Raw genomic sequence first — 22,029 nt, forward strand, 5'->3', positions numbered from 1 at the left:
TCTCCTTATTCTGACGACGCGGCAAGCATGGCGCGAAACCGCGGCCAGTCAAATGCCGGGCCGGGATCGGTTTTTCTCGCCGGAGCGATATCGCTGTGCCCGGTAATATTGTCGGCGATTGCCGGGTAGAGTCCGATAAGCGCGTGGGTAATAGCAACCAGCTGCTGATACTGGGCATCGGTGTAGGGGGTAGTGTCCGTGCCTTCCAGCTCGATCCCAATCGAGAAATCGTTGCACCGTTCGCGCCCGTGATACATCGATACCCCGGCATGCCAGGCGCGCTTATCAAAAGGAACATACTGAACCACCTCACCATCACGGCGAATCAGGCAGTGTGCCGACACGCGCAAATGCGAAATCTCAGCGAAGAAAGGATGGGCATTGGGATCTATCGTTCCCGTGAATAACGCATCGATCCACGGGCCGCCAAACTCACCCGGCGGGAGGCTAATATTATGAACCACCAGCAGTGTGGGCTTTTCATCCTCCGGGCGGCAGTCGTGGTGCGGCGAGGGCACATGCCGCGCATCCACCAGCCATCCGTTTTCTAACAACATGCTGGAACTCCTTCTGTATGGTGCAATGACTCGGTTCAGAGTAGCATGTTTCAATATTATGATTCGTTACCAATTTGGAGTTTTATCATGCCGCCTCGCCGCTACAACCCCGACCACCGACGTGAAGCGCTTCTGGAACGTATTAATATGGATATTCCGGCAAGCGTCGCCCATGCGTTGAAAGAAGATCTGGGGGGTGACGTTAACGCTGAAAAGGATATTACCGCACAATTGTTGCCAAAAGAGACACGCTCGCACGCGGTCATTATCACCCGTGAGGAGGGCGTTTTTTGCGGCAAGCGTTGGGTTGAAGAGGTTTTTACTCAGCTGGCGGGTGACGATGTACAGGTGACATGGCACGTTGATGATGGTGATGCGGTGACAGCCAATCAGCCGCTGTTCGAACTGGACGGTCCTTCCCGCGTATTGCTGACCGGCGAACGTACCGCGCTCAATTTTGTCCAGACGCTCTCTGGCGTCGCCAGTGAAGTGCGCCTCTACGTTGACCTGCTGGCCGGTACCCGAACCCAACTGCTGGATACCCGCAAAACGCTGCCGGGCCTGCGCACTGCGCTGAAGTACGCGGTGCTCTGCGGTGGCGGCGCTAACCATCGTCTGGGTCTATCCGACGCCTTCCTGATTAAAGAGAACCACATTATTGCTTCTGGCTCCGTGCGTCAGGCGGTGGAGAAAGCCTTCTGGCTGCATCCGGATGTGCCTGTTGAGGTGGAGGTCGAAAGCCTGGAAGAGCTGGAGCAGGCGATCAAGGCCGGGGCCGATATCATCATGCTCGATAACTTCGAAACAGAGCAGATGCGCGAGGCGGTGAAACTGACCAACGGCCGGGCCCAGCTTGAGGTGTCCGGAAACGTCACTTTCGACACGATCCGTGAGTTCGCCGAAACCGGCGTGGATTACATTTCCGTTGGCGCGCTGACCAAGCACGTTCGCGCCCTCGATCTCTCAATGCGCTTCAAATAACGCCCGCTCCCCTCTCTGCCCGGAGAGGGGAATTTCAGCCTCGCTCGCAAATCCATTGTCCTTCTCTGCAAAACGGAATGAATTCTCTGAAGCTCCTTTCTCGTTCCCTTATTTGCCCCTCGTTTCTGCCCTGTCCCGCTGACAAAGTAGCGCCACTTTGCATAAGGAGCAGATATGGACAGACAACAAGGATTCACACTCATTGAGCTGATGGTGGTCATTGGCATTATTGCGATTCTGAGCGCCATCGGCGTTCCCGCCTATCAGAACTACCTGCGTAAAGCAGCCCTCACCGATATGCTGCAAACTTTCGTTCCCTATCGCACAGCCATTGAGCTTTGCGCGCTGGATCATGGTGGCGTAGAAAGCTGCGATGCGGGCAGTAACGGTATACCCTCTCCTGCCACGACGCGTTACGTCTCGGGGATGAGCGTGGCGAAAGGTGTCGTCACCTTAACAGGCCAGGAGAGCCTGAACGGGCTGACGGTAACCATGACGCCACAGTGGAGCAACGGCAACGGCATGACGGGCTGGACGCGTGACTGCAATATCAGTGCTGACAGCGCGCTTAAGCAGGCCTGCGAAGACGTCTTCCGCTTCGACACTCACTGAGGAGCGGATAATGAACACCGATCAACTCGTGGCGCTTTGTCTTCGCCACCATGCGCTGCTGCTCACCAGCGACAGCGACATGATTAGCATCGCCGTCGTGGGAACCCCCGCGCCTGAACTGATGGAGGCCCTGCGCTTCGCCACCCAGAAGCGGATTGATATCGAATGCTGGAGCGCTGAACGCATGGAAAAGCACAGGCAGTTAACCGCGCAATCGCATCTGCCCGTCGTTTCGCAACCCCACTCCGCGGTGGATATCCTCAACCACACGCTGCAGCAGGCAGTAAACCAGCGCGCGTCTGACATCCATATCGAACCGATGGAGCACGCGTGCCTGATCCGCTTACGTATCGACGGGGTACTTTATCCGCAGCCTCCCCTTTCCGCCGCGCTGGCGACGATGCTCAGCGCCCGGTTAAAAGTGCTGGGTAATCTGGATATTGCGGAACGCCGCTTGCCGCAGGACGGTCAGTTTACGATTGAGCTGACAAACGAGCCGGTCTCGTTTCGTATCGCCACGCTTCCCTGCAACGGCGGTGAGAAAATTGTGCTGCGTTTGCTGCATCAGGTTCAGCAGGCGCTGGAACCGAACGCGCTTGGCATGAGCGCTAAACAGCTGGCCTGTTTTAATGAGGTGCTCCACCAGCCTCAGGGGCTAATTCTGGTCACCGGCCCGACGGGCAGCGGAAAAACCGTAACGCTCTACAGCGCGTTGCAGGCGCGTAACACCCCTGACGTCAACATCTGCAGCGTGGAGGATCCCATCGAGATCCCGCTTGTGGGGTTAAATCAGACGCAGGTTAACCCCCGCGCGGGATTAACGTTCCAGAGCGTACTGAGAGCGCTGCTCCGTCAGGATCCGGACATCATTATGGTCGGGGAAATTCGCGATGGTGAAACGGCAGAAATTGCCATCAAAGCCGCGCAGACCGGGCATCTGGTATTGTCGACGCTGCACACCAACTCAACGACGGAAACCCTCATTCGTCTGGAGCAGATGGGCGTGGCGCGCTGGATGATCTCTTCCGCGCTCTCGATGGTGATTGCCCAGCGGCTGGTTCGGCGCCTCTGTCCGCACTGCCGACAGAAAACAGGGGAGCATACGGACCTGCCGCGCTCGGTTTGGCCGCGGCAACTTCCTCGCTGGCAGCCCGCAGGCTGCGATCGTTGTTATCACGGTTTTTACGGCCGTGTGGCCATTTTTGAGGTACTTACGATCGATAATCCCCTGCGCCAGGCGATTGCCAGCGGGGCAGGCACCGAGGTCATTGAAGCCAGCGCCCGACAGGCGGGACTCATCTCGCTGTTTGAACACGGCTGCATGGCCGTTGAACAAGGGATGACCACGCTTGAAGAGCTAGTGCGCGTTCTGGGTATGCCCGATGGCTGCTAATCAACTCTGGCGCTGGCGAGCAATCTCCGCTGAAGGAGAACCCCGAAGCGGGGTTCTCTGGGCCACAGACCGCAACGCCGCCTTCACCAGGCTGGTACGTAACGGCCTCCATCCTCTGGCACTGACCCGATGCGCTCAAAGGCACCGCTGGCGTCCACATCACTGCTATGAGATGTTTCGTCAGCTCGCAACGCTTTTGCAGGCAGGGCTGACGCTTGCGCATAGTCTGAAAATGCTGGCAGACCAGCATCCGGTGGAGCCATGGCGGGGGCTACTGCAAAGCGTTGCCGATGAGCTCAGCGAAGGGTCTCCTTTTTCTGAGGCGCTCAAACGGTGGCCTGCGGTCTTTAGCCCACTGCATATCTCAATGGTGAAGACCGGAGAGCTAACGGGGAAGCTTGAAGCGTGCTGCCGGGAGCTTGCAGAGCAGCAAAAAGCGCAGCAGCAGCTCAGCGCGAAAGTGAAAAAAGCGCTGCGCTACCCGGCGATCGTCCTGACGCTGGCCGTACTCGTCGTGCTGGCAATGGTCACCCTGGTTTTGCCCGAGTTTGCCGCGATCTACAAAACGTTTAACACCCCGCTTCCGGCGCTGACGCGAATAGTGATGGGGATAGCCGCGTTTATGCAGTTATATGCCCTGGTGCTGTTCGCGATGCTGCTTCTTCCTGTAACCGCAGCCTGGGCTCTGCGACACCATCCTCGCTGGCAGCGTATGCTGCTGAATATTCCCGTAATGGGAGCGCTGGCAAAAGGGCAAAAGCTGGGGCAAATCTTCACCGTACTGTCGCTCACGCAGCAGGCGGGCATTGCCTTCTTACAGGGTCTTGAAAGTGCAGAAGAGACTGTTGAAAGCCGGTACTGGCAGGGAATACTCCGCAGCATACGCGAGGACATTGAAAAAGGTCTCCCCGTCTGGTCGTCCTTTCAGAAGGCGGCAATGTTTACCCCGCTCTGTATTCAGCTTTTACGAACCGGCGAGATGTCTGGTTCGCTGGACGTTATGCTGGCAAACCTTGCCCGCCATCACACGGAACAGACCTTTCAACGAGCAGACAACCTGGCGGCGCTTCTGGAGCCGCTGCTCCTGGTTGTTACGGGGGTCATCATCGGCACGCTGGTGGTGGCAATGTATCTGCCGATTTTCCATCTGGGAGATGCGATGAGCGCGGGGTAGTGCAGCAGCGCTGGCGCACGAACATGCGCCAGCGAAAGCCATTACAGGCTATTGAAAACGCGGTTTTCCTGCTCCTGAACGCGAATAAACGTGGTGCGTTTCGTCAGCTCTTTCAGGCGGGATGCACCCACGTAGGTACAGGCTGAGCGCAGGCCGCCCAGGATGTCTCGCGCGGTGTTTTCAACCGGGCCGCGCAGAGGCAGCTTCACGGTTTTGCCTTCAGCCGCACGGTATTTTGCCACGCCACCAACGTGGCGGGTCATCGCGGATTCAGAGCTCATACCGTAGAACAGCATGAATTTCTCGCCGTTCTCTTCCACCACGGTGCCGCCGCTCTCTTCGTGGCCTGCCAGCATACCGCCGAGCATCACGAAGTCCGCGCCGCCGCCAAAGGCCTTTGCGACATCGCCCGGCATGGTGCAACCGCCATCGCTGATGATCTGGCCGCCCAGGCCGTGCGCCGCATCGGCACATTCAATGACCGCGGAAAGCTGCGGATAACCAACGCCGGTCTTAACGCGAGTGGTGCATACGGAGCCCGGGCCAATGCCCACTTTCACGATGTCGGCACCGGAAAGGATCAGCTCTTCACACATTTCACCGGTCACCACGTTGCCCGCGATGATAGTTTTGTTCGGCCAGGCTTCGCGCGCCTTGCTAACGAACTGCACGAAGTGCTCGGAGTAGCCGTTCGCCACGTCGATACAAACGAAGTTAAGCGCCGGGTTGGCGTTCAGGATCTGTTTGGTTTTCTCGAAATCGGCGTCAGAAGTACCGGTGGAGACCATCACGTGCTTCACCACGTCAGCAGAGGCGGACGCAACAAACGCATTCCACTCTTCAGGGCTGTAGTGCTTGTGAACTGCAGTAAGAATATCGAACTGAGCCAGCGCCGTTGCCATCTCAAAGGTACCGACTGTATCCATGTTGGCAGCAATGATTGGCACGCCAGACCAGGTCTGACCGGAGTGTTTAAAGGTGAATTGACGTTCGAGTTCAACGTCTGAGCGACTTTTCAGTGTAGAGCGTTTAGGGCGGATAAGAACGTCTTTGAAACCTAACTTCAGATCTTCTTCGATACGCATGTGCGGATTCCTGGGGTTAGAGGCAAATATGTTAAAAGCACAACTCCAGTGACGCTATCATACGCACTAATACCTGCTCCGCAAGACTGCGAAATTCTCTTTTTTTACGCTACAATCCTATAAATTTACCTGGTAAAAAGCCGGTAAAGAGAATCAAACAATTACTGTCGCACGTTTGTTTTTTAAGCAACTGATTTTCATAATGAATAATTCCCAGGATTTGATTTAATGGGGTATATCGTCGCAGTAACCGGCGGCATCGGTAGTGGCAAAAGTACCGTTGCGGGCGCATTTTCTCGTCTCGGCATCGCGATTATTGATGCTGATATTATTGCCCGTCAGGTGGTAGAGCCCAATACACCCGCGCTAAAGGCCATCGCAGACCATTTCGGTCAGGCAATCATCAATGCCGACGGCACGCTGAACCGCCGTCAGCTTCGCGAATATATTTTTTCCGATTCTGCGGAAAAAGCCTGGCTTAATGCCCTGCTCCACCCCATTATCCACCAGGAAACTCAGCGTCAGATAGCCGCAGCCCGCTCTCCTTATGTCCTGTGGGTGGTTCCGCTCCTGGTGGAAAACCAGCTGCATAAGAAAGCCAATCGGGTACTGGTGATTGATGTCACACCCGAAACGCAAATCCAGCGAACCATGACGCGCGACCACGTCTCGCGTGAACATGCTGAACAAATTCTTGCCGCTCAGGCCACGCGCGCTCAGCGCCTTGCCGTTGCGGATGATGTTATTGATAATAACGGCGCACCAGATGCCATTGCATCGGATGTTGCCCGTCTGCACGCGCAGTATCTGACCTTCGCCGCGCAGGCCGTTGCACAGGAAAAACCATAATGTCCACTCACATCCTTTTTGAGCACCCGCTTAATGAAAAAATGCGTACCTGGCTGCGCATTGAATTTCTCATCCAACAGCTTTCACAACATCTGCCCGTTAACGATCATGCCACGGCGTTGCACTTCTTCCGCAACGTAGGCGATCTGCTGGATGTGATTGAGCGCGGCGATGTCCGCACGGAGCTTTTGAAAGAGCTGGAGCGCCAGCAGCGTAAATTACAGGCCTGGGCCGAAGTGCCGGGCGTGGATCAAAGCCGAATTGACGCCTTACGTCAGCAGTTGAAAAACAGCAGCACGACGCTGATGGCCGCGCCGCGCGTTGGGCAATATCTACGCGAAGACCGTTTGATTGCATTGGTGCGCCAGCGCCTGAGCATACCGGGCGGCTGCTGTAGCTTTGACCTGCCAACGCTGCACATGTGGCTGCATATGCCGCAGGAACAGCGCGATCGTCAGGTAAACAGCTGGCTGGGCAGCCTGGAGCCGATGAATCAGACGCTATCGCTGATCCTCGATCTTGTGCGTAACTCTGCCCCGTTCCGCAAGCAAACCAGTCTCAACGGTTTTTATCAGGACAACGGCGACGACGCCGATCTTCTGCGCCTGAATCTGTCTCTTGGCGAGCAGCTTTATCCGCAAATTTCCGGGCATAAAAGCCGTTTCGCGATCCGCTTTATGCCGCTGGACAGTGAAAATGGCACCGTGCCGGAACGCCTCGATTTTGAACTGGCCTGTTGTTAAGGAGTGCCAATGTCTGACGTCACCACCGTAAACTGCCCCACCTGTGGCAAAACCGTTGTCTGGGGCGAAGTGAGTCCATTCCGCCCATTCTGCTGCAAGCGCTGCCAGCTCATTGACCTGGGCGAATGGGCGGCGGAAGAGAAACGTATTCCGAGCGAAGGCGACCTCTCGGATAGCGATGACTGGAGCGAAAGCCAGCAGTAACGTTCAAAGCCTGCTGGCGCTTCGCCCGGCAGGCCTGCTATTGTGCCGCTAAGCGGCGGATCACTGGCTCATTGGCTGGCGGGAATTTGTCGGCATCGCTGGCCTGAAGTTCCACCCAGTTACCCGGCTGTCCCTCTTTTCCCCAGGGTTCACCTTCCCAGCTTTCCACCAGCCAGAACCACAGCGTGATGTGCCTGTCGGGAAACTGATACTCCAGCTTATCGAACAGCGTGGCGCCAAGCGGGGTAATCCCCACCTCTTCCTGCAGCTCACGCACCAGCGCCTCTTCCGGCGTTTCTCCTGACTCGATTTTCCCGCCAGGAAACTCCCACTTGTTCGCCATATGGGCGTCAGCAGCGCGCTGGGTGATGAAGATTTGGTTTTGCGGGTTGCGAATAATCCCGACGGCAATTTGCAGTATTTTCATAGTGTCACTTCCATAAAAAAGGCGCAGATGTCTGCGCCTTTTCATTTTTTTATGAACTTAGTTCAGACGGCCGTGGCAGGCCTTGTATTTTTTACCGGAACCACATGGACACGGATCGTTACGACCCACTTTACGATCGCCGGTCTGCGCGGCGATCGCCGCTGCGGCTTCGCTTTCGTCAGTCTGGTGGCTCAGCTGCTGCATCTGCGCCAGACGCTCAGCTTCTTCACGACGCTGCTGCTCCATCGCTTCCACTTCTTCCGGCATGCGCACCTGAACCTTGCTCAGGGTGCTGATCACTTCGTACTTCAGTGACTCCAGCATAGACGCAAACATGGAGAAGGATTCACGCTTGTACTCCTGCTTCGGATCTTTCTGCGCATAGCCGCGCAGGTGGATCCCCTGACGCAGGTAGTCCATCGCAGCCAGGTGCTCTTTCCACAGGGAGTCCAGGGTCTGCAGCATCACGCCTTTTTCGAAGTGACGCATCATCTCAGCGCCAACCACTTCTTCCTTACGCTTATAAACTTCCAGCGCGGTTTCAAAGATACGTTCGCGCAGGGTCTCTTCATGCAGCTCAGGCTCTTTGTCCAGCCACTCTTTGATTGGCAGATCGAGATCGAAGTCGTTTTTCAGGCGTTCCTGCAGGCCTTCAACATCCCACATCTCTTCCAGAGACTGCGGTGGAATATGCGCGTCGATGGTGGCTTTGAACACATCTTCGCGGATACTGTTGATGGTTTCGCTCACGTCGGACACGTCCAGCAGTTCGTTACGCTGGGTGTAGATCGCACGACGCTGATCGTTGGCAACGTCATCGTATTCCAGCAGCTGCTTACGAATATCGAAGTTACGGCTTTCCACTTTACGCTGGGCGTTAGCGATCGCTTTAGTCACCCACGGGTGCTCGATGGCTTCGCCTGGCTTCATGCCCAGTTTACGCATCATGCCGGACACGCGGTCGGAGGCGAAAATACGCATCAGCGCATCTTCCATAGACAGGTAGAAGCGGGAAGAACCGGCATCACCCTGACGGCCCGCACGGCCGCGCAGCTGGTTGTCGATACGACGAGATTCGTGACGCTCGGTACCAATGATGTGCAGACCACCGGATGCCAGCACCGCGTCGTGACGCACCTGCCAGTCGGCTTTGATCTGCGCGATCTGCTCTGGCGTTGGGTTTTCCAGCTCTGCGACTTCAGCCTGCCAGCTACCGCCGAGCATAATATCGGTACCACGACCCGCCATGTTGGTGGCGATGGTCACGGCAGCCGGATAGCCCGCCTGAGCAACGATATCCGCTTCTTTGGCGTGGAATTTGGCGTTCAGAACGTTGTGCTTGATGCCCGCTTTGGTCAGCTCATTGGAAACCACTTCGGATTTCTCGATGGAGATGGTCCCCACGAGCACCGGCTGGCCATTGGCAGTACGGTCGCGAATATCCTCGATGATCGCCTGAATTTTTTCCGCTTCGGTCATGTACACCAGGTCCGGCATATCCTTACGGATCATCGGACGGTTGGTTGGCACAACCACGGTATCCAGCTTGTAGATGGAGCTGAATTCAAACGCTTCGGTATCTGCGGTACCGGTCATCCCCGCCAGCTTCTCGTAGAGACGGAAGTAGTTCTGGAAGGTGATAGAGGCCAGCGTCTGGTTTTCGTTCTGGATATCCACGCCTTCTTTCGCTTCAACGGCCTGGTGCAGACCGTCAGACCAGCGACGGCCCTGCATGGTACGACCGGTGTGTTCATCGACGATGATGACTTCACCGTCTTTCACGATGTAGTCAACGTCACGGGTGAACAGCGCGTGGGCGCGCAGCGCGGCGGTCACGTGGTGCATCAGCATAATGTTGCTCGGAGAGTACAGAGACTCGCCCTCTTCCATAATGCCTTCAGCCACCAGCAGCTCTTCGATTTTCACCAGACCGCGTTCGGTCAGGTTCACCTGGCGCGCCTTCTCGTCAACGGAGAAGTGGCCTTCACCCTGGAAGGTATCGGAGTCTTCTTTCTCCTGGCGCAGCAGGTGTGGAATGATTTTGTCGACTTTACGGTACATGTCAGAGCTGTCTTCGGCCGGGCCGGAGATGATCAGCGGGGTACGCGCTTCATCGATAAGAATGGAGTCAACCTCATCCACCAGCGCATAGTGCAGCTTACGCTGGACGCGCTCTTCCGGGCTAAACGCCATGTTGTCGCGCAGGTAGTCGAAGCCGTATTCGTTGTTGGTGCCGTAGGTGATGTCCGCGTTGTAGGCTTCGCGCTTGGCGGGTGCCGGCAGGCCGGACATGTTGATGCCGACGGTCATGCCGAGGAACTCGAACAGCGGACGGTTGTTTTCGGCATCACGCTGGGCCAGATAATCGTTGACGGTAACGACGTGAACGCCCTTACCGGTCAGTGCATTCAGATAAGCCGGCAGCGTTGCGGTCAGGGTTTTACCTTCACCGGTACGCATTTCCGCGATGCAGCGCTCGTTAAGCACCATACCACCCAGCAGCTGAACATCGAAGTGACGCATGCCGAACACACGTTTACTCGCTTCACGCACAACGGCGAAAGCTTCCGGGATCAGGCTCTCTAAGGTTTCGCCTTTTTCCAGGCGCGCGCGGAATTCCGCGGTTTTCGCTTTGAGCTCGTCATCAGAGAGCTTCTCCATCGCCGGTTCCATACCGTTGATGACGTTTACAGCTTTGCGCATACGGCGCAGGGTACGATCGTTACGACTACCAAAAACTTTGGTTAATAATTTGATTAGCATAATAAATTCTCAAACGCCCCAGACGGGCAGATAAATTAAGGTATTGAAAAAGGTTAATTTAGCTGAGGCGTTGAGGCCCGGCACGGATGCCGTGAACCTGGCTAATCCATGTCGAAACGGAGAATGATACAGGGGGAACAAACCAGGTTTGCGCCGTCTGACTCACGGTCACAGGCGGCTGGTTGTCCTGCGTCAGAAGCGCATTAAGCGTATCGAGCAGGGCAAGATGCTGAGCCTGAACCGGCAGCGTCTCTTCAGCAACAGGCATCGTCTGCGGCGCCATCGCGAACGACAGATGACGGATAACCGTGCGGATGGCGTGCTGCTGCCAGTAATCAACGGAGAAATTAGGACGACGGCTGGCTTCAAGCCACGCGAGATTAGTAAAGTTAACCCGCGTCGAGAGATCGTGTTTAGTTGTCGTGGAACGTGCTGGCGTCGCCGCTTCCGCACTGTTGCTGAGCACAGGCAAGCCGAGACTCGCCGCGACCATCCCTAATAAGAGATGCGGCCAGAAGTAACGTCTGCCAAATTGTCGCCAGCGCGTCAGTATTCCGCTCACTTGCTCCACCACATTCGCCCGCCAGTGCAGGCTGAGTTCAATTATTCTTTTTTAGCGCCCAGATATTACCACTAAAGCCAATACGCAGCAGCAGGAATGACACCTTGCAGCAGGTAAAAACGGTCAATAATGCAGCGAACACACCGTTATTCGGCACCCGACAGAGATCAGGGAGTAGAGGGACAAATCAAAGAAAGGCAGAAATAAAAACGACTGGCTTCCCTGGTCGGAGAGAGTACCAGGTGAACCAGTCGCTTTTCTTACGAAACGGCGTTAACCGTTACGCCAGGACCATAGTCGGCGCTTTGAACGCCAGCGGCAGTTCAGCTTCGTCTTCGAAGGTCACATATTCCCAGGCTTCCTGTTTTGCCAGGACGGCCTGCAACAGTTTGTTGTTCAGTGCATGACCGGATTTAAACGCGGTAAATGCACCAATGATGTTGTGACCACACATGAAGAGGTCGCCGATCGCGTCCAGCATTTTGTGACGAACGAATTCATCTTCAAAACGCAGGCCGTCTTCGTTCAGTACGCGATAATCGTCAACAACGATGGCACAATCGAAGCTGCCGCCCAGGCACAGGCCGCGGGACTGCAGATATTCGATATCACGCATGAAGCCAAACGTACGTGCGCGGCTGATCTGGCGCATAAACGCATCAGCAGAGAAGTTCATCGCATAGCGTTGGGTGCTGGCATCAATCGCCGGATGGTTAAAGTCGATGGTAAAGTCCAACGAGAAACCATTGTACGGTTTGAATTCAGCCCACTTGTCGCCATCTTCGACGCGAACGGTCTCTTTGATGCGAACAAATTTCTTCGCACAGTTCAGTTCTTCGATGCCGGCATCCAGCAACAGATAAACGAACGGCGCAGCACTACCATCCATAATCGGGATTTCTGGCGCATCGACTTCAACAATAATGTTGTCGATACCCAGACCCGCCAGGGCGGCGTTCAGGTGCTCTACGGTAGAAATCCGCACGTCATGCTCGTTCACCAGACAAGTACAGAGCATTGTATCACGCACAGATTTGGCATCGGCCGGAAAATCTACCGGTGGATTCAAGTCGGTGCGACGATAGATGACCCCGGTATTGGCCGGCGCAGGGCGTAACGTCAGTGTGACTTTCTTGCCGGTATGTAAACCGACACCCGTCGCCTGAACGATACGTTTGAGTGTCCTTTGTTTGATCATCGTATAATCTCGCCAAATTAACTATCCAACCGAGAGTGTATATCACTAACGGTGGGCCAGTTTAGCACAAAGAGCGCAAATCCCCAAATTCCAGCCAATTCTTAGTCAGCTTGCTTACGCAGGAACGCCGGGATGTCCAGATAATCTGGCTCTTTTGCCGTTTGCGGCGTTGGGTCGTTCACCACTTTCGCGGCCGGTTTTTGCTCCTGAGTCAGAGGAGACATACCGTGCTGCTGGTAACGATCCATTACCGGTTGCTGAGTCTGCTTGTTGGTCACGAGGGTGATCTCAGGACGCTTGTCCATACCGATACCGGTCGCAACAACGGTAACACGCAGCTCGTCGTTCATTTCCGGGTCAAGGGAAGTACCGATTACCACGGTCGCGTTGTCAGAGGCGAACGCACGGATGGTGTTACCCACGGTTTCGAACTCATCCAGACGCAGGTCAAAGCCAGCGGTAATGTTGACCAGCACGCCGCGCGCACCAGACAGATCGATATCTTCCAGCAGCGGAGAAGAGATAGCCATTTCAGCCGCTTCTTCTGCACGGTCTTCACCGCTCGCCACGCCAGAGCCCATCATCGCGTAGCCCATTTCGGACATCACGGTGCGAACGTCTGCAAAGTCAACGTTCATCAGGCCAGGACGGGTAATCAGTTCTGCGATACCCTGAACCGCGCCTTTCAGCACGTCGTTTGCTGCGCCGAAGGCGTCCAGCAGGGAGATACCGCGACCCAGAACTTTCAGCAGCTTGTCGTTCGGGATGGTGATCAGCGAGTCCACATGCTTGGACAGCTCGGTGATACCCTGCTCCGCGAAAGCCATACGCTTTTTGCCTTCGAAATTGAAAGGCTTGGTCACGACAGCAACGGTCAGGATACCTAAATCTTTTGCCACTTCAGCGACGACAGGTGCTGCACCGGTACCGGTACCGCCGCCCATGCCTGCTGCGATGAAGACCATGTCCGCACCTTCCAGTGCAGCACGCAGGGCTTCACGATCTTCTTCAGCCGCGTTGCGACCGACTTCCGGGTTAGCCCCAGCGCCCAGCCCTTTGGTGATGCCACCGCCGATCTGGATAGTCTGGCCAACTGCCGTCTTACGCAGTGCCTGCGCATCGGTGTTAACTGCAAAGAACTCAACACCTTCAATGCGTTCACGCACCATATGCTCTACGGCGTTACCGCCGCCGCCACCGACGCCGATGACTTTAATCACCGCGTCGTTGGTCAGTTCCATAGGTTCAAACATAATTTCTCTCTCCGTTGTGCCTGTCGCCCGAGACCGCTAATTCTCTCCGGTCTCTTTAAAAAATTAAAACTCTTTTCGCAGCCAGTTGTTCAGTCGTTTGACCCACGACCCCACTGAAACGCGTTTTTCCACTTCTGCTTCACCACTGAGATGAGATTCCTTCCCGTAGTGGAGCAGGCCCACTGCCGTTGAATAATACGGCTCCTGAGCATAATCCGTTAAACCGGTAATATTCAGCGGCGCACCAATACGCACCTGCGTATGGAACACGCGCTGAGCGCAGGCCGCAAGACCTTCAATTTGCGCTGCACCGCCGGTTAATACAATCCCCGCCGCAAGATGATGCTTAACACCCTGCTGACGAAGCTGTTCCTGAAGCTGTAAAATCTCTTCGTTGACCAGGTTGAGCAGCTCGGTATAGCGCGGCTCAATTACCTCTGCCAACGTCTGGCGCTGCAGGCTACGCGGCGGACGACCGCCCACGCTCGGCACTTCAACGCTCTCATCTTTACCAACGATAGACCCCAGCGCACAGCCGTGGCGTACTTTAATCGCTTCTGCATCGCTCGGTGGCGTACCAAAAGCGTAAGCAATATCGCTGGTCACAACGTTCCCTGCGTACGGGATCACTTTGGTGTGGCGCAGCGCACCGCCGGTATACACGGCCATGTCCATTGTACCACCACCGATATCGACCACACAGACACCCAGTTCACGTTCGTCTTCGGTCAGCACGGAATAACTTGCCGCCAGACCGGCGAAAATAAGTTGGTCAACTTTCAGGCCACAACGTTCAACGGCTTTTACAATGTTCTTCGCCATATCGTTGTGACATGTGATCAGGTGCACTTTTGCCTGCATACGCACGCCAGACAGACCAACCGGGTTCTTGATCCCTTCCTGGTAGTCAATCGCATATTCCTGCGGGATCACGTGCAGCACGCGATGCTCATCGCGAACGCGCACGGACTTAGCCGTATGCACAACGTTTTCAACGTCTTCCTGCGTCACTTCTTCTTCAGAAATCGGCACCATACCGATTTCGTTCTGGCAGCTGATGTGCTTACCAGAAAGGGCCAGATAGACAGAAGAGATCTGGCAATCCGCCATTAATTCAGCCTGATCGATGGCGCGCTGTACGCATTTCACCACCGACTCAAGGTCGTTTACCCCACCTTTATCCATACCACGGGACGGGCAACTGCCCACGCCAATGATATTGACCATACCGTCGGGCAGAACTTCCCCTACTAAAGCGGCAACCTTCGCAGTGCCAATCTCCAGTCCAACTACCAGTTTTCTGTCCGTCGCCTTGATCATTGTTGTTCTGCCTGTACCTGTGCCTGATTCTGTTGCTGATTAGGTTCCTCGACCGGAGCCGGCTCCCAACCGACTGCTGCGCCTGAGTCATAGCGCAAATCAACGTAGCTTATCCGTTTGCCGTCCGCCTGCGCCTGCTGCTGTAAAACCGGGTAAAGTTCTACAAAACGCGCAAGACGTTTCATTGTGTCGCCGCGTCCCAGGTTGAGCTTAATGCCGTTCGTCAACGTCAGCTGCCAGGAGCGGCGCGCCGTCATTGCAGCATCTTTTAACGTAAACCTGTCCTTCGCCAGCACCTGCCCCATTTCACGAAAACCCTGCAATACTTCGTTTTCGCTGCCTTCAGGGCCATACAACATCGGTAAATTTTGCTTGTTGACACGATCGCTCGGGACGCTGAAGGAATTTCCGTCTACGTCAACCATGTGCTGATCATTCCAACGCGCAATGGGCACATATTCAACCAGATGAATCTTCAATTCATCAGGCCATTGTTTTCTGACACTCGCCTGTTTTATCCATGGCAGACGTTCAATCTGGCTCTGGATAATATTGACGTCCTGCGTCATAAAGGTGCCGGGCGATCCCAGCGCCAGAATAGACTGGCGAATATCATCGTTACGCGTGTAGTGACGCTCGCCGGTCACCACCAGCTTTGACAGCGGCAACCGCTGTGCATCTTCCATCCAGCCCAGCACCATCCAGCCGCTGATAAACACGGTGCACAGCACCCCGAGCAGGAAAATTATCCCTGCAAGACGCGTTCCATTACTCCGGCGTGAAGAAGTGTATTCTTCTTCGTCATCGCGGTTGCGCGTGTTCAATGCAGCCTGAGACATATCAGCCCGCCTGGTCTAGAATACGTACGACTAACTGCGAGAAGCTCATTCCCGCCTGACGCGCCGCCATCGGCACAAGGCTGTGGCTGGTCATTCCCGGTGAGGTATTGGCTTCCAGCAGATAAAACTGCCCGTCATTGTCCTGCATCACATCAATGCGTCCCCAGCCGCTGCAGACCAATACATTCCAGGCTTTAAGCACCAGAGACTGTAATTCGGCTTCACGCTCTGCTTCAAGACCACAAGGGCAGAAATATTGCGTCTCATCAGAGAGATACTTCGCCTCATAATCATAGAAGACTCCGGCGGGTTGGATGCGAATTGACGGTAAAATTTCTTCGCCAAGCATCGCGACGGTAAATTCCGGCCCGCTGAGCCATTTTTCAATCAGAACTTCTTCATCATGTTGAAATGCCAGCGCTAAAGCAGATGTTAAATCTTCAGCTTTATCGACCTTTGACATCCCGACGCTCGACCCTTCCCGGCTCGGCTTTACAATAACCGGTAAGCCCAGTGCCGCAATGCGTGTATTAACGCTGTCCGACAGGCCCAATTCAAATTCGCCGCGCGTCAGCGACACCCACGGCGCAACGGGTAAACCCGCTCCCTGCCAGAGTAACTTACTGCGCAGTTTATCCATAGAGATGGCGGATGCCATCACGCCGCTGCCGGTGTAAGGCAGGCCGATCAACTCCAGAAGCCCCTGCAGGGTTCCGTCTTCACCGCCACGACCATGTAACGCGATAAAGACCTTATCGAAGCCCATCGCTTTTAATTGCGTCACGTCGACCTCTTTTGGATCGACCAGATGCGCGTTTACGCCGCCTTCTCGCAGGCCCGCCAGCACGGCAGCACCGGAATTAAGAGAAACCTCGCGTTCAGCGGAAGTGCCGCCAGAGAGGACTGCAATCTTATCAGCCATGATGCTCATCCTCCTGGGTTTGCGGCTTCAGTTTGATTTCAGCTAAGGTACGGGCGATTTTGCCGATATTTCCCGCACCCTGAATCAGGATCAGATCGTTACCGGTCAGGACAGGTGCCAGAATTTCCGCCACCTGTGCCGGGTCTGAAACCAGAATAGGGTCAACTTTACCGCGCCCGCGAATGGTACGACACAGGGAACGGCTGTCTGCGCCTGGAATTGGCGTTTCGCCGGCGGCGTAAACATCCAGCATCAGCAGGGTATCCACCTGTGACAGCACGCTGGCGAAATCGTCATACAGATCGCGGGTACGCGTGAAGCGGTGCGGCTGGAAGATCATCACCAGATTCTTCTCCGGCCAGCCCGCGCGTGCGGCTTTGATGGTCGCGTCCACTTCGGTCGGATGGTGACCGTAGTCGTCCACCAGCATCGCGGTACCTGGCTTACCGTTCACCGCATCCAGCGGGAACTCGCCAAGGAAGTCGAAGCGACGCCCCGTACCCTGGAAGCTTTCCAGCGCGCGCAGAATAGCTTCATCATCAATGCCTTCTTCCGTCGCAACAGCCACTGCTGCTGCGGCATTGAGCGCGTTATGGCGTCCTGGCGCATTCAGCGTGACGTGCAGTAGCTCTTTATCCTGACGCGCCAGAGTGAAATGCCCCTGCGCACCAATCTGTTTGTACTCTTCCACACGGACGTCAGCGTCTTCGCTGAAGCCGTAGGTGGTGATTTGACGACCAACGCGCGGCAGCAGCTCGCGGATCACCGGATCGTCCACGCACATCACCGCGCGTCCGTAGAACGGCAGGTTGTGCAGGAAGTTAATGAAGGTCTGCTTTAAGTTCTCGAAGTCGCCCTGGTAAGTATCCATATGGTCGGCTTCGATATTGGTGACAATCGCCACCATCGGCTGCAGGTGCAGGAACGACGCGTCGCTCTCATCCGCTTCCGCAATCAGATAACGGCTGTGGCCCAGACGCGCATGCACGCCTGCGGCTTTCACCAGACCGCCGTTAACGAACGTCGGGTCGAGACCCGCTTCCGCATAAATGCTGGAAACCATCGCCGTGGTCGTGGTTTTACCGTGGGTGCCGGCAATCGCGATGCCGTGGCGGAAACGCATCAGTTCCGCCAGCATTTCTGCGCGGCGGATCACCGGAATGCGCGCTTCGTGCGCGGCAACAATTTCCGGATTGTCAGAGGAGATGGCGCTTGAGACCACCACCACGCTCGCATCGCGCACGTTTTCCGGGCGATGGTTGAAATAGATAGTCGCCCCAAGCGACGCCAGCTGCTGCGTGACAGGGTTTGGCGCCAGGTCAGACCCGCTGATCTGATAGCCTTCGTTAGCTAACACTTCGGCAATACCGCCCATGCCAGCACCACCGATGCCAACAAAGTGAATGTGCCGGACGCGACGCATCTCGGGCACGATTGAACGCAGTTTTGCCAGTTGTTGTGTATTCATTCTCTAAACGCCATCGACTACTTAAAATTCGTGCAGCGCAACACGCGCTGCGAGGGTTAAGCCTGGGCTGCCAGGCTCACTTCTTTTGCCACCCGTTCTGTCGCATCCGGGATAGCGGCAGCGCGCGCGCGCTGTGCCATCTCCAGCAGTGCGTCTCTGTTCCAGCCCGCCAGGGTGGTGGCGACCGCATCGGCGGTAAATTGTGGCTGCTCAAAAATTTTCGCCGCGCCGGCTTTCTCAAGCGGCAGCGCATTCCAGTACTGTTGTCGGTCTTTGTGCTGGAACGGCACGAACAGCGCGGGCAAGCCGGCGGCGGCGATTTCGCTCACCGTCAGCGCGCCGGAGCGGCAGACCACGACATCGGCCCAGGCATAGGCTGCGGCCATATCGTCAATAAATTCCGTCACTTTATGCTGCGGCTGGCCTTCATCTGCGTAAGCCTGCTCAACGGTCTGCTGAGCGCCTTTACCGCTTTGGTGCCAGATAGTGACGGCATCACCTAGCTTTGCCGCCACCTGCGGCATTGTCTGGTTCAGGATGCGCGCCCCCTGAGAACCGCCAACGACCAAAACACGAACCGGGCCTTCGCGTCCCGCCAGGCGGGCATCCGGCAGCGGCAGCGCCAGCACGTCTACGCGCACCGGGTTACCCACCACGTCCGCTTTTGGAAACGCGCCGGGAAACGCCTGCATCACTTTGGTGGCGATTTTCGCCAGCCACTTGTTGGTCAGACCGGCAATACCGTTTTGCTCATGCAGCACAACGGGAATGCCTAACGACCACGCGGCCAGCCCGCCGGGACCAGAAACATAGCCGCCCATGCCCAGCACCACATCGGGCTTAAAGCGCTTCATAATGGTGCGCGCCTGACGCCAGGCGTTAAAAATACGCACCGGCGCCAGCAGCATGGCCTTGAGGCCTTTGCCCCGCAGGCCGGAAATACGAATAAAGTCGATCTCAATACCGTGCTTCGGCACCAGGTCGGCTTCCATGCGGTCTGCGGTTCCCAGCCAGCGTACCTGCCAGCCCTGCTCCATTAAATGGTGCGCAACCGCCAGCCCCGGGAACACGTGTCCACCGGTACCGCCTGCCATCACCATTAACCGCTTCGGTTGATTCATCGTGAACCTCGTGTAAACGCCTGGGCTTTCTCCAGACGCGTCTCATAATCTATGCGTAACAAAAACATAATGGCCGTCGACATGATCAACAGGCTCGAACCACCATAGCTGATCAGCGGCAACGTCAGACCTTTGGTCGGCAGCATACCCGCTGCGGCCCCGACGTTAACCAGCGCCTGGAAGCTAAACCAGATACCAATTGAGCAGGCTAAGAAGCCTGAGAAGCGGTGATCGATCTCCAGCGCTTTTCGGCCAATCGACATGGCGCGGAAAGCGACGAAGAATACCATTAATAGCGCCAATACCACACCGATATAACCCAGTTCTTCCCCAATAATGGAGAAGATGAAGTCAGTGTGTGCTTCCGGTAAATACTCCAGTTTCTGTACCGAGTTACCTAGGCCTTGCCCCCAGACTTCACCGCGGCCAAACGCCATCAGCGACTGCGTCAGCTGATAGCCGCTGCCGAAGGGATCTTCCCACGGGTTCCAGAACGAGGTCACGCGGCGGATACGGTAAGGCTCAGCGAGGATCAGCAGCACTACCGCTGAAATACCCATTCCGATAATGGCGATGAACTGCCACAGCTTGGCCCCTGCCAGGAACAGCATCGCCAGCGTCGTAACAAACAGTACGACAACGGTACCGAGGTCAGGCTGCGCCAGCAGCAGGATCGCCAGCACCAGAATCACGCCCATCGGCTTTAAGAAGCCGCGAAGGTTGTTACGCACCTCATCGACTTTTCGCACCAGGTAGTTCGCCAGATAGCAGAACAGTGAAAGCTTGGTAAATTCCGCCGGCTGAATACGCAGCGGGCCGAAGGCGATCCAGCGCGATGCCCCGTTAACGGAGCTCCCGACAACCAGTACAATAAGCAGCATGATAATGGAGGCGATCAGCATCGCGGTACTGTGCCGCTGCCAGAACGCCATCGGCAGACGAAGCGTCACCATTGCCAGGCAAAACGCCAGAATGATGTACAGCCCGTCACGCTTGGCGAACAGGAAGGGATCGTTAGCCAGACGCTGTCCGACAGGCATGGAGGCTGAGGTCACCATGATAAAGCCGATCGCCGCCAGCCCCAGCGTCAGCCAGAACAGGGTGCGGTCGTACATAATCAGGCTATCGGAATCTTTATCCCGTGAAGCCATCACCCAGCCTTTCAGCGCCGCAAACAGCCACACCAGAATTCCAAATCCTGGCAGGCGCGGCATTTTCAGGCGAGGGAGAGATAAACGCATCAGCCTAACTCCTTCGCAAGGCGGGTAAAGACATCGCCACGCTGTTCGAAATTCTTAAACTGATCGAGGCTGGCGCACGCCGGGGAGAGCAGAACCATGTCGCCAGGCTGCACGCGCGGGGCAATCAGGCGCATCGCCTGTTCCATCGTTTCAGTTTGCTCGGCAATTTCCGGGCGCAGCTCAGCCAGCTCGCTGCCGTCACGACCGAAGCAGTACAGGCGGATGTTATCGCCGGTGAGGTATTGCTTCAGGGAGGAGAAATCAGCGGATTTGCCGTCGCCACCCAACAGCAGATGCAGGGTACCGTCAACGTGCAGGCCGTTCAGCGCGGCCTCCGTGCTTCCCACATTGGTTGCTTTGGAGTCATTAATCCAGCGCACGCCGTTATGCTCTAGCGCCAGCTGAAAACGGTGCGCCAGGCCGGAAAACGTGGTCAACGCTTTCAGGCTGGAAGAGCGCGGCAGCCCTACGGCATCTGCCAGGGCCAGCGCCGCCAGGGCGTTGGTGTAGTTGTGCTGGCCGGAAAGCTTCATCTCCTTCACGTTCAGCACTTTTTCACCTTTTACGCGCAGCCAGGTTTCGCCCAGCTGGCGGTTCAGATGATAATCACCCATGGTGATACCAAAGCTGATGCAGCGCTCGTCCGCGCCGCGCACCGGCATGGTCAGCGCGTCGTCGGCGTTAACCACGCAGACTTTGGCGTTTTCGTAAACGCGCAGCTTGGCCGCGCGGTACTGCTGCAGACCAAATGGATACCGATCCATATGATCTTCAGTCACGTTGAGGATCGTTGCCGCCGCCGCATGCAGGCTGGAGGTGGTTTCAAGCTGGAAGCTGGAAAGTTCCAGAACGTACAGCTCGCAGCCTTTGTCCAGCAGCATTAGCGCGGGCAGACCGATATTGCCGCCTACTCCTACGTTCATGCCTGCGGCTTTCGCCATTTCACCCACCAGGGTGGTGACGGTGCTTTTGCCGTTAGAACCGGTGATCGCGATAACCGGCGCCTGCGCTTCGCGGCAGAACAGCTCGATATCGCCGACAATCTCAACGCCCGCATCCGCAGCAGCGCTCAGCGAAGGGTGCGCCAGCGCCATTCCCGGGCTGGCGACAATCAGATCGGCTGCCAGCAGCCAGTCATCATTCAGACCACCAAGGTGGCGTTCAACCTGTTCCGGCAGCTTGTCCAGACCCGGCGGAGAGACACGCGTATCCATCACGCGCGGCGTCACGCCGCGCGCAAGGAAAAAGTCCACGCAGGAGAGGCCAGTGAGGCCTAACCCGATGATAACGACTTTTTTGCCCTGGTAATCTGCCATG

The 22,029-nt window shown here is 56.2% G+C and carries 21 protein-coding genes; 7 read left to right on the forward strand and 14 right to left on the reverse strand.

The window, feature by feature from the left end; all coding sequences use genetic code 11:
* Positions 1-5: 5 nt before the first annotated feature.
* Positions 6-557, reverse strand: a complete 552-nt coding sequence (ampD, locus tag OSH03_RS13090; protein WP_266179262.1) for a 1,6-anhydro-N-acetylmuramyl-L-alanine amidase AmpD — start codon at positions 555-557, stop codon at positions 6-8.
* A gap of 87 nt (positions 558-644) precedes the next feature.
* Here ampD and nadC point away from each other — a divergent pair, with 87 nt between their 5' ends.
* The 4 genes from nadC (at position 645) to hofC (ending at position 4,717) form a co-directional block, all read left to right on the forward strand.
* Entirely contained in the window at positions 645-1,538 is an 894-nt protein-coding gene (gene nadC, locus OSH03_RS13095; protein WP_266179263.1) for a carboxylating nicotinate-nucleotide diphosphorylase, read from the forward strand.
* 174 nt (positions 1,539-1,712) lie between these two features.
* On the forward strand, positions 1,713-2,150 hold the full coding sequence (gene ppdD, locus OSH03_RS13100; RefSeq protein WP_151413496.1) for a prepilin peptidase-dependent pilin: 438 nt from the start codon (positions 1,713-1,715) through the stop codon (positions 2,148-2,150).
* A gap of 10 nt (positions 2,151-2,160) precedes the next feature.
* Entirely contained in the window at positions 2,161-3,543 is a 1,383-nt protein-coding gene (gene gspE, locus OSH03_RS13105) for a type II secretion system protein GspE (RefSeq protein WP_266179264.1), read from the forward strand.
* Complete coding sequence (gene hofC / locus OSH03_RS13110) at positions 3,533-4,717, forward strand: protein transport protein HofC (RefSeq protein ID WP_266179265.1); 1,185 nt, start codon at positions 3,533-3,535, stop codon at positions 4,715-4,717. The genes gspE and hofC overlap by 11 nt, the downstream gene beginning before the upstream one ends.
* A gap of 41 nt (positions 4,718-4,758) precedes the next feature.
* On the opposite strand, the gene OSH03_RS13115 is transcribed toward hofC, so the two are convergent.
* Positions 4,759-5,802, reverse strand: coding sequence for a GMP reductase (locus tag OSH03_RS13115; RefSeq protein ID WP_061099225.1), 1,044 nt, complete (start codon positions 5,800-5,802; stop codon positions 4,759-4,761).
* A 228-nt stretch (positions 5,803-6,030) separates the two neighbouring features.
* On the opposite strand from OSH03_RS13115, the gene coaE reads away from it, so the two are divergent.
* The 3 genes from coaE to yacG are packed head-to-tail and all read left to right on the forward strand — an operon-like array spanning position 6,031 to position 7,598.
* A complete protein-coding gene (gene coaE, locus OSH03_RS13120) occupies positions 6,031-6,651 on the forward strand; it encodes a dephospho-CoA kinase (protein WP_266179266.1) in 621 nt (206 codons plus the stop codon).
* Complete coding sequence (zapD, locus tag OSH03_RS13125) at positions 6,651-7,394, forward strand: cell division protein ZapD (protein WP_028015517.1); 744 nt, start codon at positions 6,651-6,653, stop codon at positions 7,392-7,394. Before coaE ends, zapD begins: the two co-directional genes overlap by 1 nt.
* Positions 7,395-7,403: 9 nt before the next feature.
* Positions 7,404-7,598, forward strand: a complete 195-nt coding sequence (yacG, locus tag OSH03_RS13130; RefSeq protein WP_028015516.1) for a DNA gyrase inhibitor YacG — start codon at positions 7,404-7,406, stop codon at positions 7,596-7,598.
* Between the two features lie 37 nt (positions 7,599-7,635).
* On the opposite strand, the gene mutT is transcribed toward yacG, so the two are convergent.
* The 12 genes from mutT to murD form a co-directional block, all read right to left on the reverse strand.
* The gene (mutT, locus tag OSH03_RS13135; protein WP_061099227.1) at positions 7,636-8,025 is read right to left on the reverse strand and encodes an 8-oxo-dGTP diphosphatase MutT; all 390 of its coding nucleotides are present in this window, start codon (positions 8,023-8,025) and stop codon (positions 7,636-7,638) included.
* 57 nt (positions 8,026-8,082) lie between these two features.
* Positions 8,083-10,788 (reverse strand): preprotein translocase subunit SecA, encoded by a 2,706-nt coding sequence (gene secA / locus OSH03_RS13140; protein WP_116342514.1) that lies wholly within the window; start codon positions 10,786-10,788, stop codon positions 8,083-8,085.
* 58 nt (positions 10,789-10,846) lie between these two features.
* Entirely contained in the window at positions 10,847-11,350 is a 504-nt protein-coding gene (gene secM, locus OSH03_RS13145) for a secA translation cis-regulator SecM (RefSeq protein WP_061099708.1), read from the reverse strand.
* A 280-nt stretch (positions 11,351-11,630) separates the two neighbouring features.
* Positions 11,631-12,548 (reverse strand): UDP-3-O-acyl-N-acetylglucosamine deacetylase, encoded by a 918-nt coding sequence (lpxC, locus tag OSH03_RS13150; RefSeq protein ID WP_061099229.1) that lies wholly within the window; start codon positions 12,546-12,548, stop codon positions 11,631-11,633.
* 101 nt (positions 12,549-12,649) lie between these two features.
* Complete coding sequence (ftsZ, locus tag OSH03_RS13155; protein WP_008501978.1) at positions 12,650-13,801, reverse strand: cell division protein FtsZ; 1,152 nt, start codon at positions 13,799-13,801, stop codon at positions 12,650-12,652.
* 63 nt (positions 13,802-13,864) lie between these two features.
* Positions 13,865-15,121 (reverse strand): cell division protein FtsA, encoded by a 1,257-nt coding sequence (ftsA, locus tag OSH03_RS13160; RefSeq protein ID WP_006173845.1) that lies wholly within the window; start codon positions 15,119-15,121, stop codon positions 13,865-13,867.
* On the reverse strand, positions 15,118-15,960 hold the full coding sequence (ftsQ, locus tag OSH03_RS13165) for a cell division protein FtsQ (protein ID WP_045259458.1): 843 nt from the start codon (positions 15,958-15,960) through the stop codon (positions 15,118-15,120). Before ftsQ ends, ftsA begins: the two co-directional genes overlap by 4 nt.
* A 1-nt stretch (position 15,961) precedes the next feature.
* Positions 15,962-16,882: a D-alanine--D-alanine ligase gene (locus OSH03_RS13170; RefSeq protein ID WP_266179267.1), complete on the reverse strand. Its 921-nt coding sequence runs from the start codon at positions 16,880-16,882 to the stop codon at positions 15,962-15,964.
* Positions 16,875-18,350: a UDP-N-acetylmuramate--L-alanine ligase gene (gene murC, locus OSH03_RS13175; protein ID WP_028015510.1), complete on the reverse strand. Its 1,476-nt coding sequence runs from the start codon at positions 18,348-18,350 to the stop codon at positions 16,875-16,877. The genes OSH03_RS13170 and murC overlap by 8 nt, the downstream gene beginning before the upstream one ends.
* Before the next feature lie 56 nt (positions 18,351-18,406).
* Positions 18,407-19,471: an undecaprenyldiphospho-muramoylpentapeptide beta-N-acetylglucosaminyltransferase gene (gene murG / locus OSH03_RS13180; protein ID WP_248178389.1), complete on the reverse strand. Its 1,065-nt coding sequence runs from the start codon at positions 19,469-19,471 to the stop codon at positions 18,407-18,409.
* Positions 19,468-20,712: a cell division protein FtsW gene (gene ftsW, locus OSH03_RS13185; protein ID WP_061099232.1), complete on the reverse strand. Its 1,245-nt coding sequence runs from the start codon at positions 20,710-20,712 to the stop codon at positions 19,468-19,470. The genes murG and ftsW overlap by 4 nt, the downstream gene beginning before the upstream one ends.
* Positions 20,712-22,028 carry a UDP-N-acetylmuramoyl-L-alanine--D-glutamate ligase gene (gene murD / locus OSH03_RS13190; RefSeq protein ID WP_061099233.1) on the reverse strand — a complete coding sequence of 439 codons (1,317 nt, stop codon included), beginning with the start codon at positions 22,026-22,028 and terminating at the stop codon, positions 20,712-20,714. Before murD ends, ftsW begins: the two co-directional genes overlap by 1 nt.
* Between the last annotated feature and the right edge of the window lies 1 nt (position 22,029).

The sequence above is a fragment of the Enterobacter nematophilus genome (genome assembly GCF_026344075.1).
Classification (GTDB): Bacteria; Pseudomonadota; Gammaproteobacteria; order Enterobacterales; family Enterobacteriaceae; genus Enterobacter; species Enterobacter nematophilus.

What these genes read in the sequence shown, in the direction of transcription:
- ampD (WP_266179262.1), bottom strand. Translation starts at nt 557, where the DNA reads ATGTTGTTAGAAAACGGATGGCTGGTGGATGCGCGGCATGTGCCCTCG.
- nadC (WP_266179263.1), top strand. Translation starts at nt 645, where the DNA reads ATGCCGCCTCGCCGCTACAACCCCGACCACCGACGTGAAGCGCTTCTG.
- ppdD (WP_151413496.1), top strand. Translation starts at nt 1,713, where the DNA reads ATGGACAGACAACAAGGATTCACACTCATTGAGCTGATGGTGGTCATT.
- gspE (WP_266179264.1), top strand. Translation starts at nt 2,161, where the DNA reads ATGAACACCGATCAACTCGTGGCGCTTTGTCTTCGCCACCATGCGCTG.
- hofC (WP_266179265.1), top strand. Translation starts at nt 3,533, where the DNA reads ATGGCTGCTAATCAACTCTGGCGCTGGCGAGCAATCTCCGCTGAAGGA.
- OSH03_RS13115 (WP_061099225.1), bottom strand. Translation starts at nt 5,802, where the DNA reads ATGCGTATCGAAGAAGATCTGAAGTTAGGTTTCAAAGACGTTCTTATC.
- coaE (WP_266179266.1), top strand. Translation starts at nt 6,031, where the DNA reads ATGGGGTATATCGTCGCAGTAACCGGCGGCATCGGTAGTGGCAAAAGT.
- zapD (WP_028015517.1), top strand. Translation starts at nt 6,651, where the DNA reads ATGTCCACTCACATCCTTTTTGAGCACCCGCTTAATGAAAAAATGCGT.
- yacG (WP_028015516.1), top strand. Translation starts at nt 7,404, where the DNA reads ATGTCTGACGTCACCACCGTAAACTGCCCCACCTGTGGCAAAACCGTT.
- mutT (WP_061099227.1), bottom strand. Translation starts at nt 8,025, where the DNA reads ATGAAAATACTGCAAATTGCCGTCGGGATTATTCGCAACCCGCAAAAC.
- secA (WP_116342514.1), bottom strand. Translation starts at nt 10,788, where the DNA reads ATGCTAATCAAATTATTAACCAAAGTTTTTGGTAGTCGTAACGATCGT.
- lpxC (WP_061099229.1), bottom strand. Translation starts at nt 12,548, where the DNA reads ATGATCAAACAAAGGACACTCAAACGTATCGTTCAGGCGACGGGTGTC.
- ftsZ (WP_008501978.1), bottom strand. Translation starts at nt 13,801, where the DNA reads ATGTTTGAACCTATGGAACTGACCAACGACGCGGTGATTAAAGTCATC.
- ftsA (WP_006173845.1), bottom strand. Translation starts at nt 15,121, where the DNA reads ATGATCAAGGCGACGGACAGAAAACTGGTAGTTGGACTGGAGATTGGC.
- ftsQ (WP_045259458.1), bottom strand. Translation starts at nt 15,960, where the DNA reads ATGTCTCAGGCTGCATTGAACACGCGCAACCGCGATGACGAAGAAGAA.
- OSH03_RS13170 (WP_266179267.1), bottom strand. Translation starts at nt 16,882, where the DNA reads ATGGCTGATAAGATTGCAGTCCTCTCTGGCGGCACTTCCGCTGAACGC.
- murC (WP_028015510.1), bottom strand. Translation starts at nt 18,350, where the DNA reads ATGAATACACAACAACTGGCAAAACTGCGTTCAATCGTGCCCGAGATG.
- murG (WP_248178389.1), bottom strand. Translation starts at nt 19,471, where the DNA reads ATGAATCAACCGAAGCGGTTAATGGTGATGGCAGGCGGTACCGGTGGA.
- ftsW (WP_061099232.1), bottom strand. Translation starts at nt 20,712, where the DNA reads ATGCGTTTATCTCTCCCTCGCCTGAAAATGCCGCGCCTGCCAGGATTT.
- murD (WP_061099233.1), bottom strand. Translation starts at nt 22,028, where the DNA reads ATGGCAGATTACCAGGGCAAAAAAGTCGTTATCATCGGGTTAGGCCTC.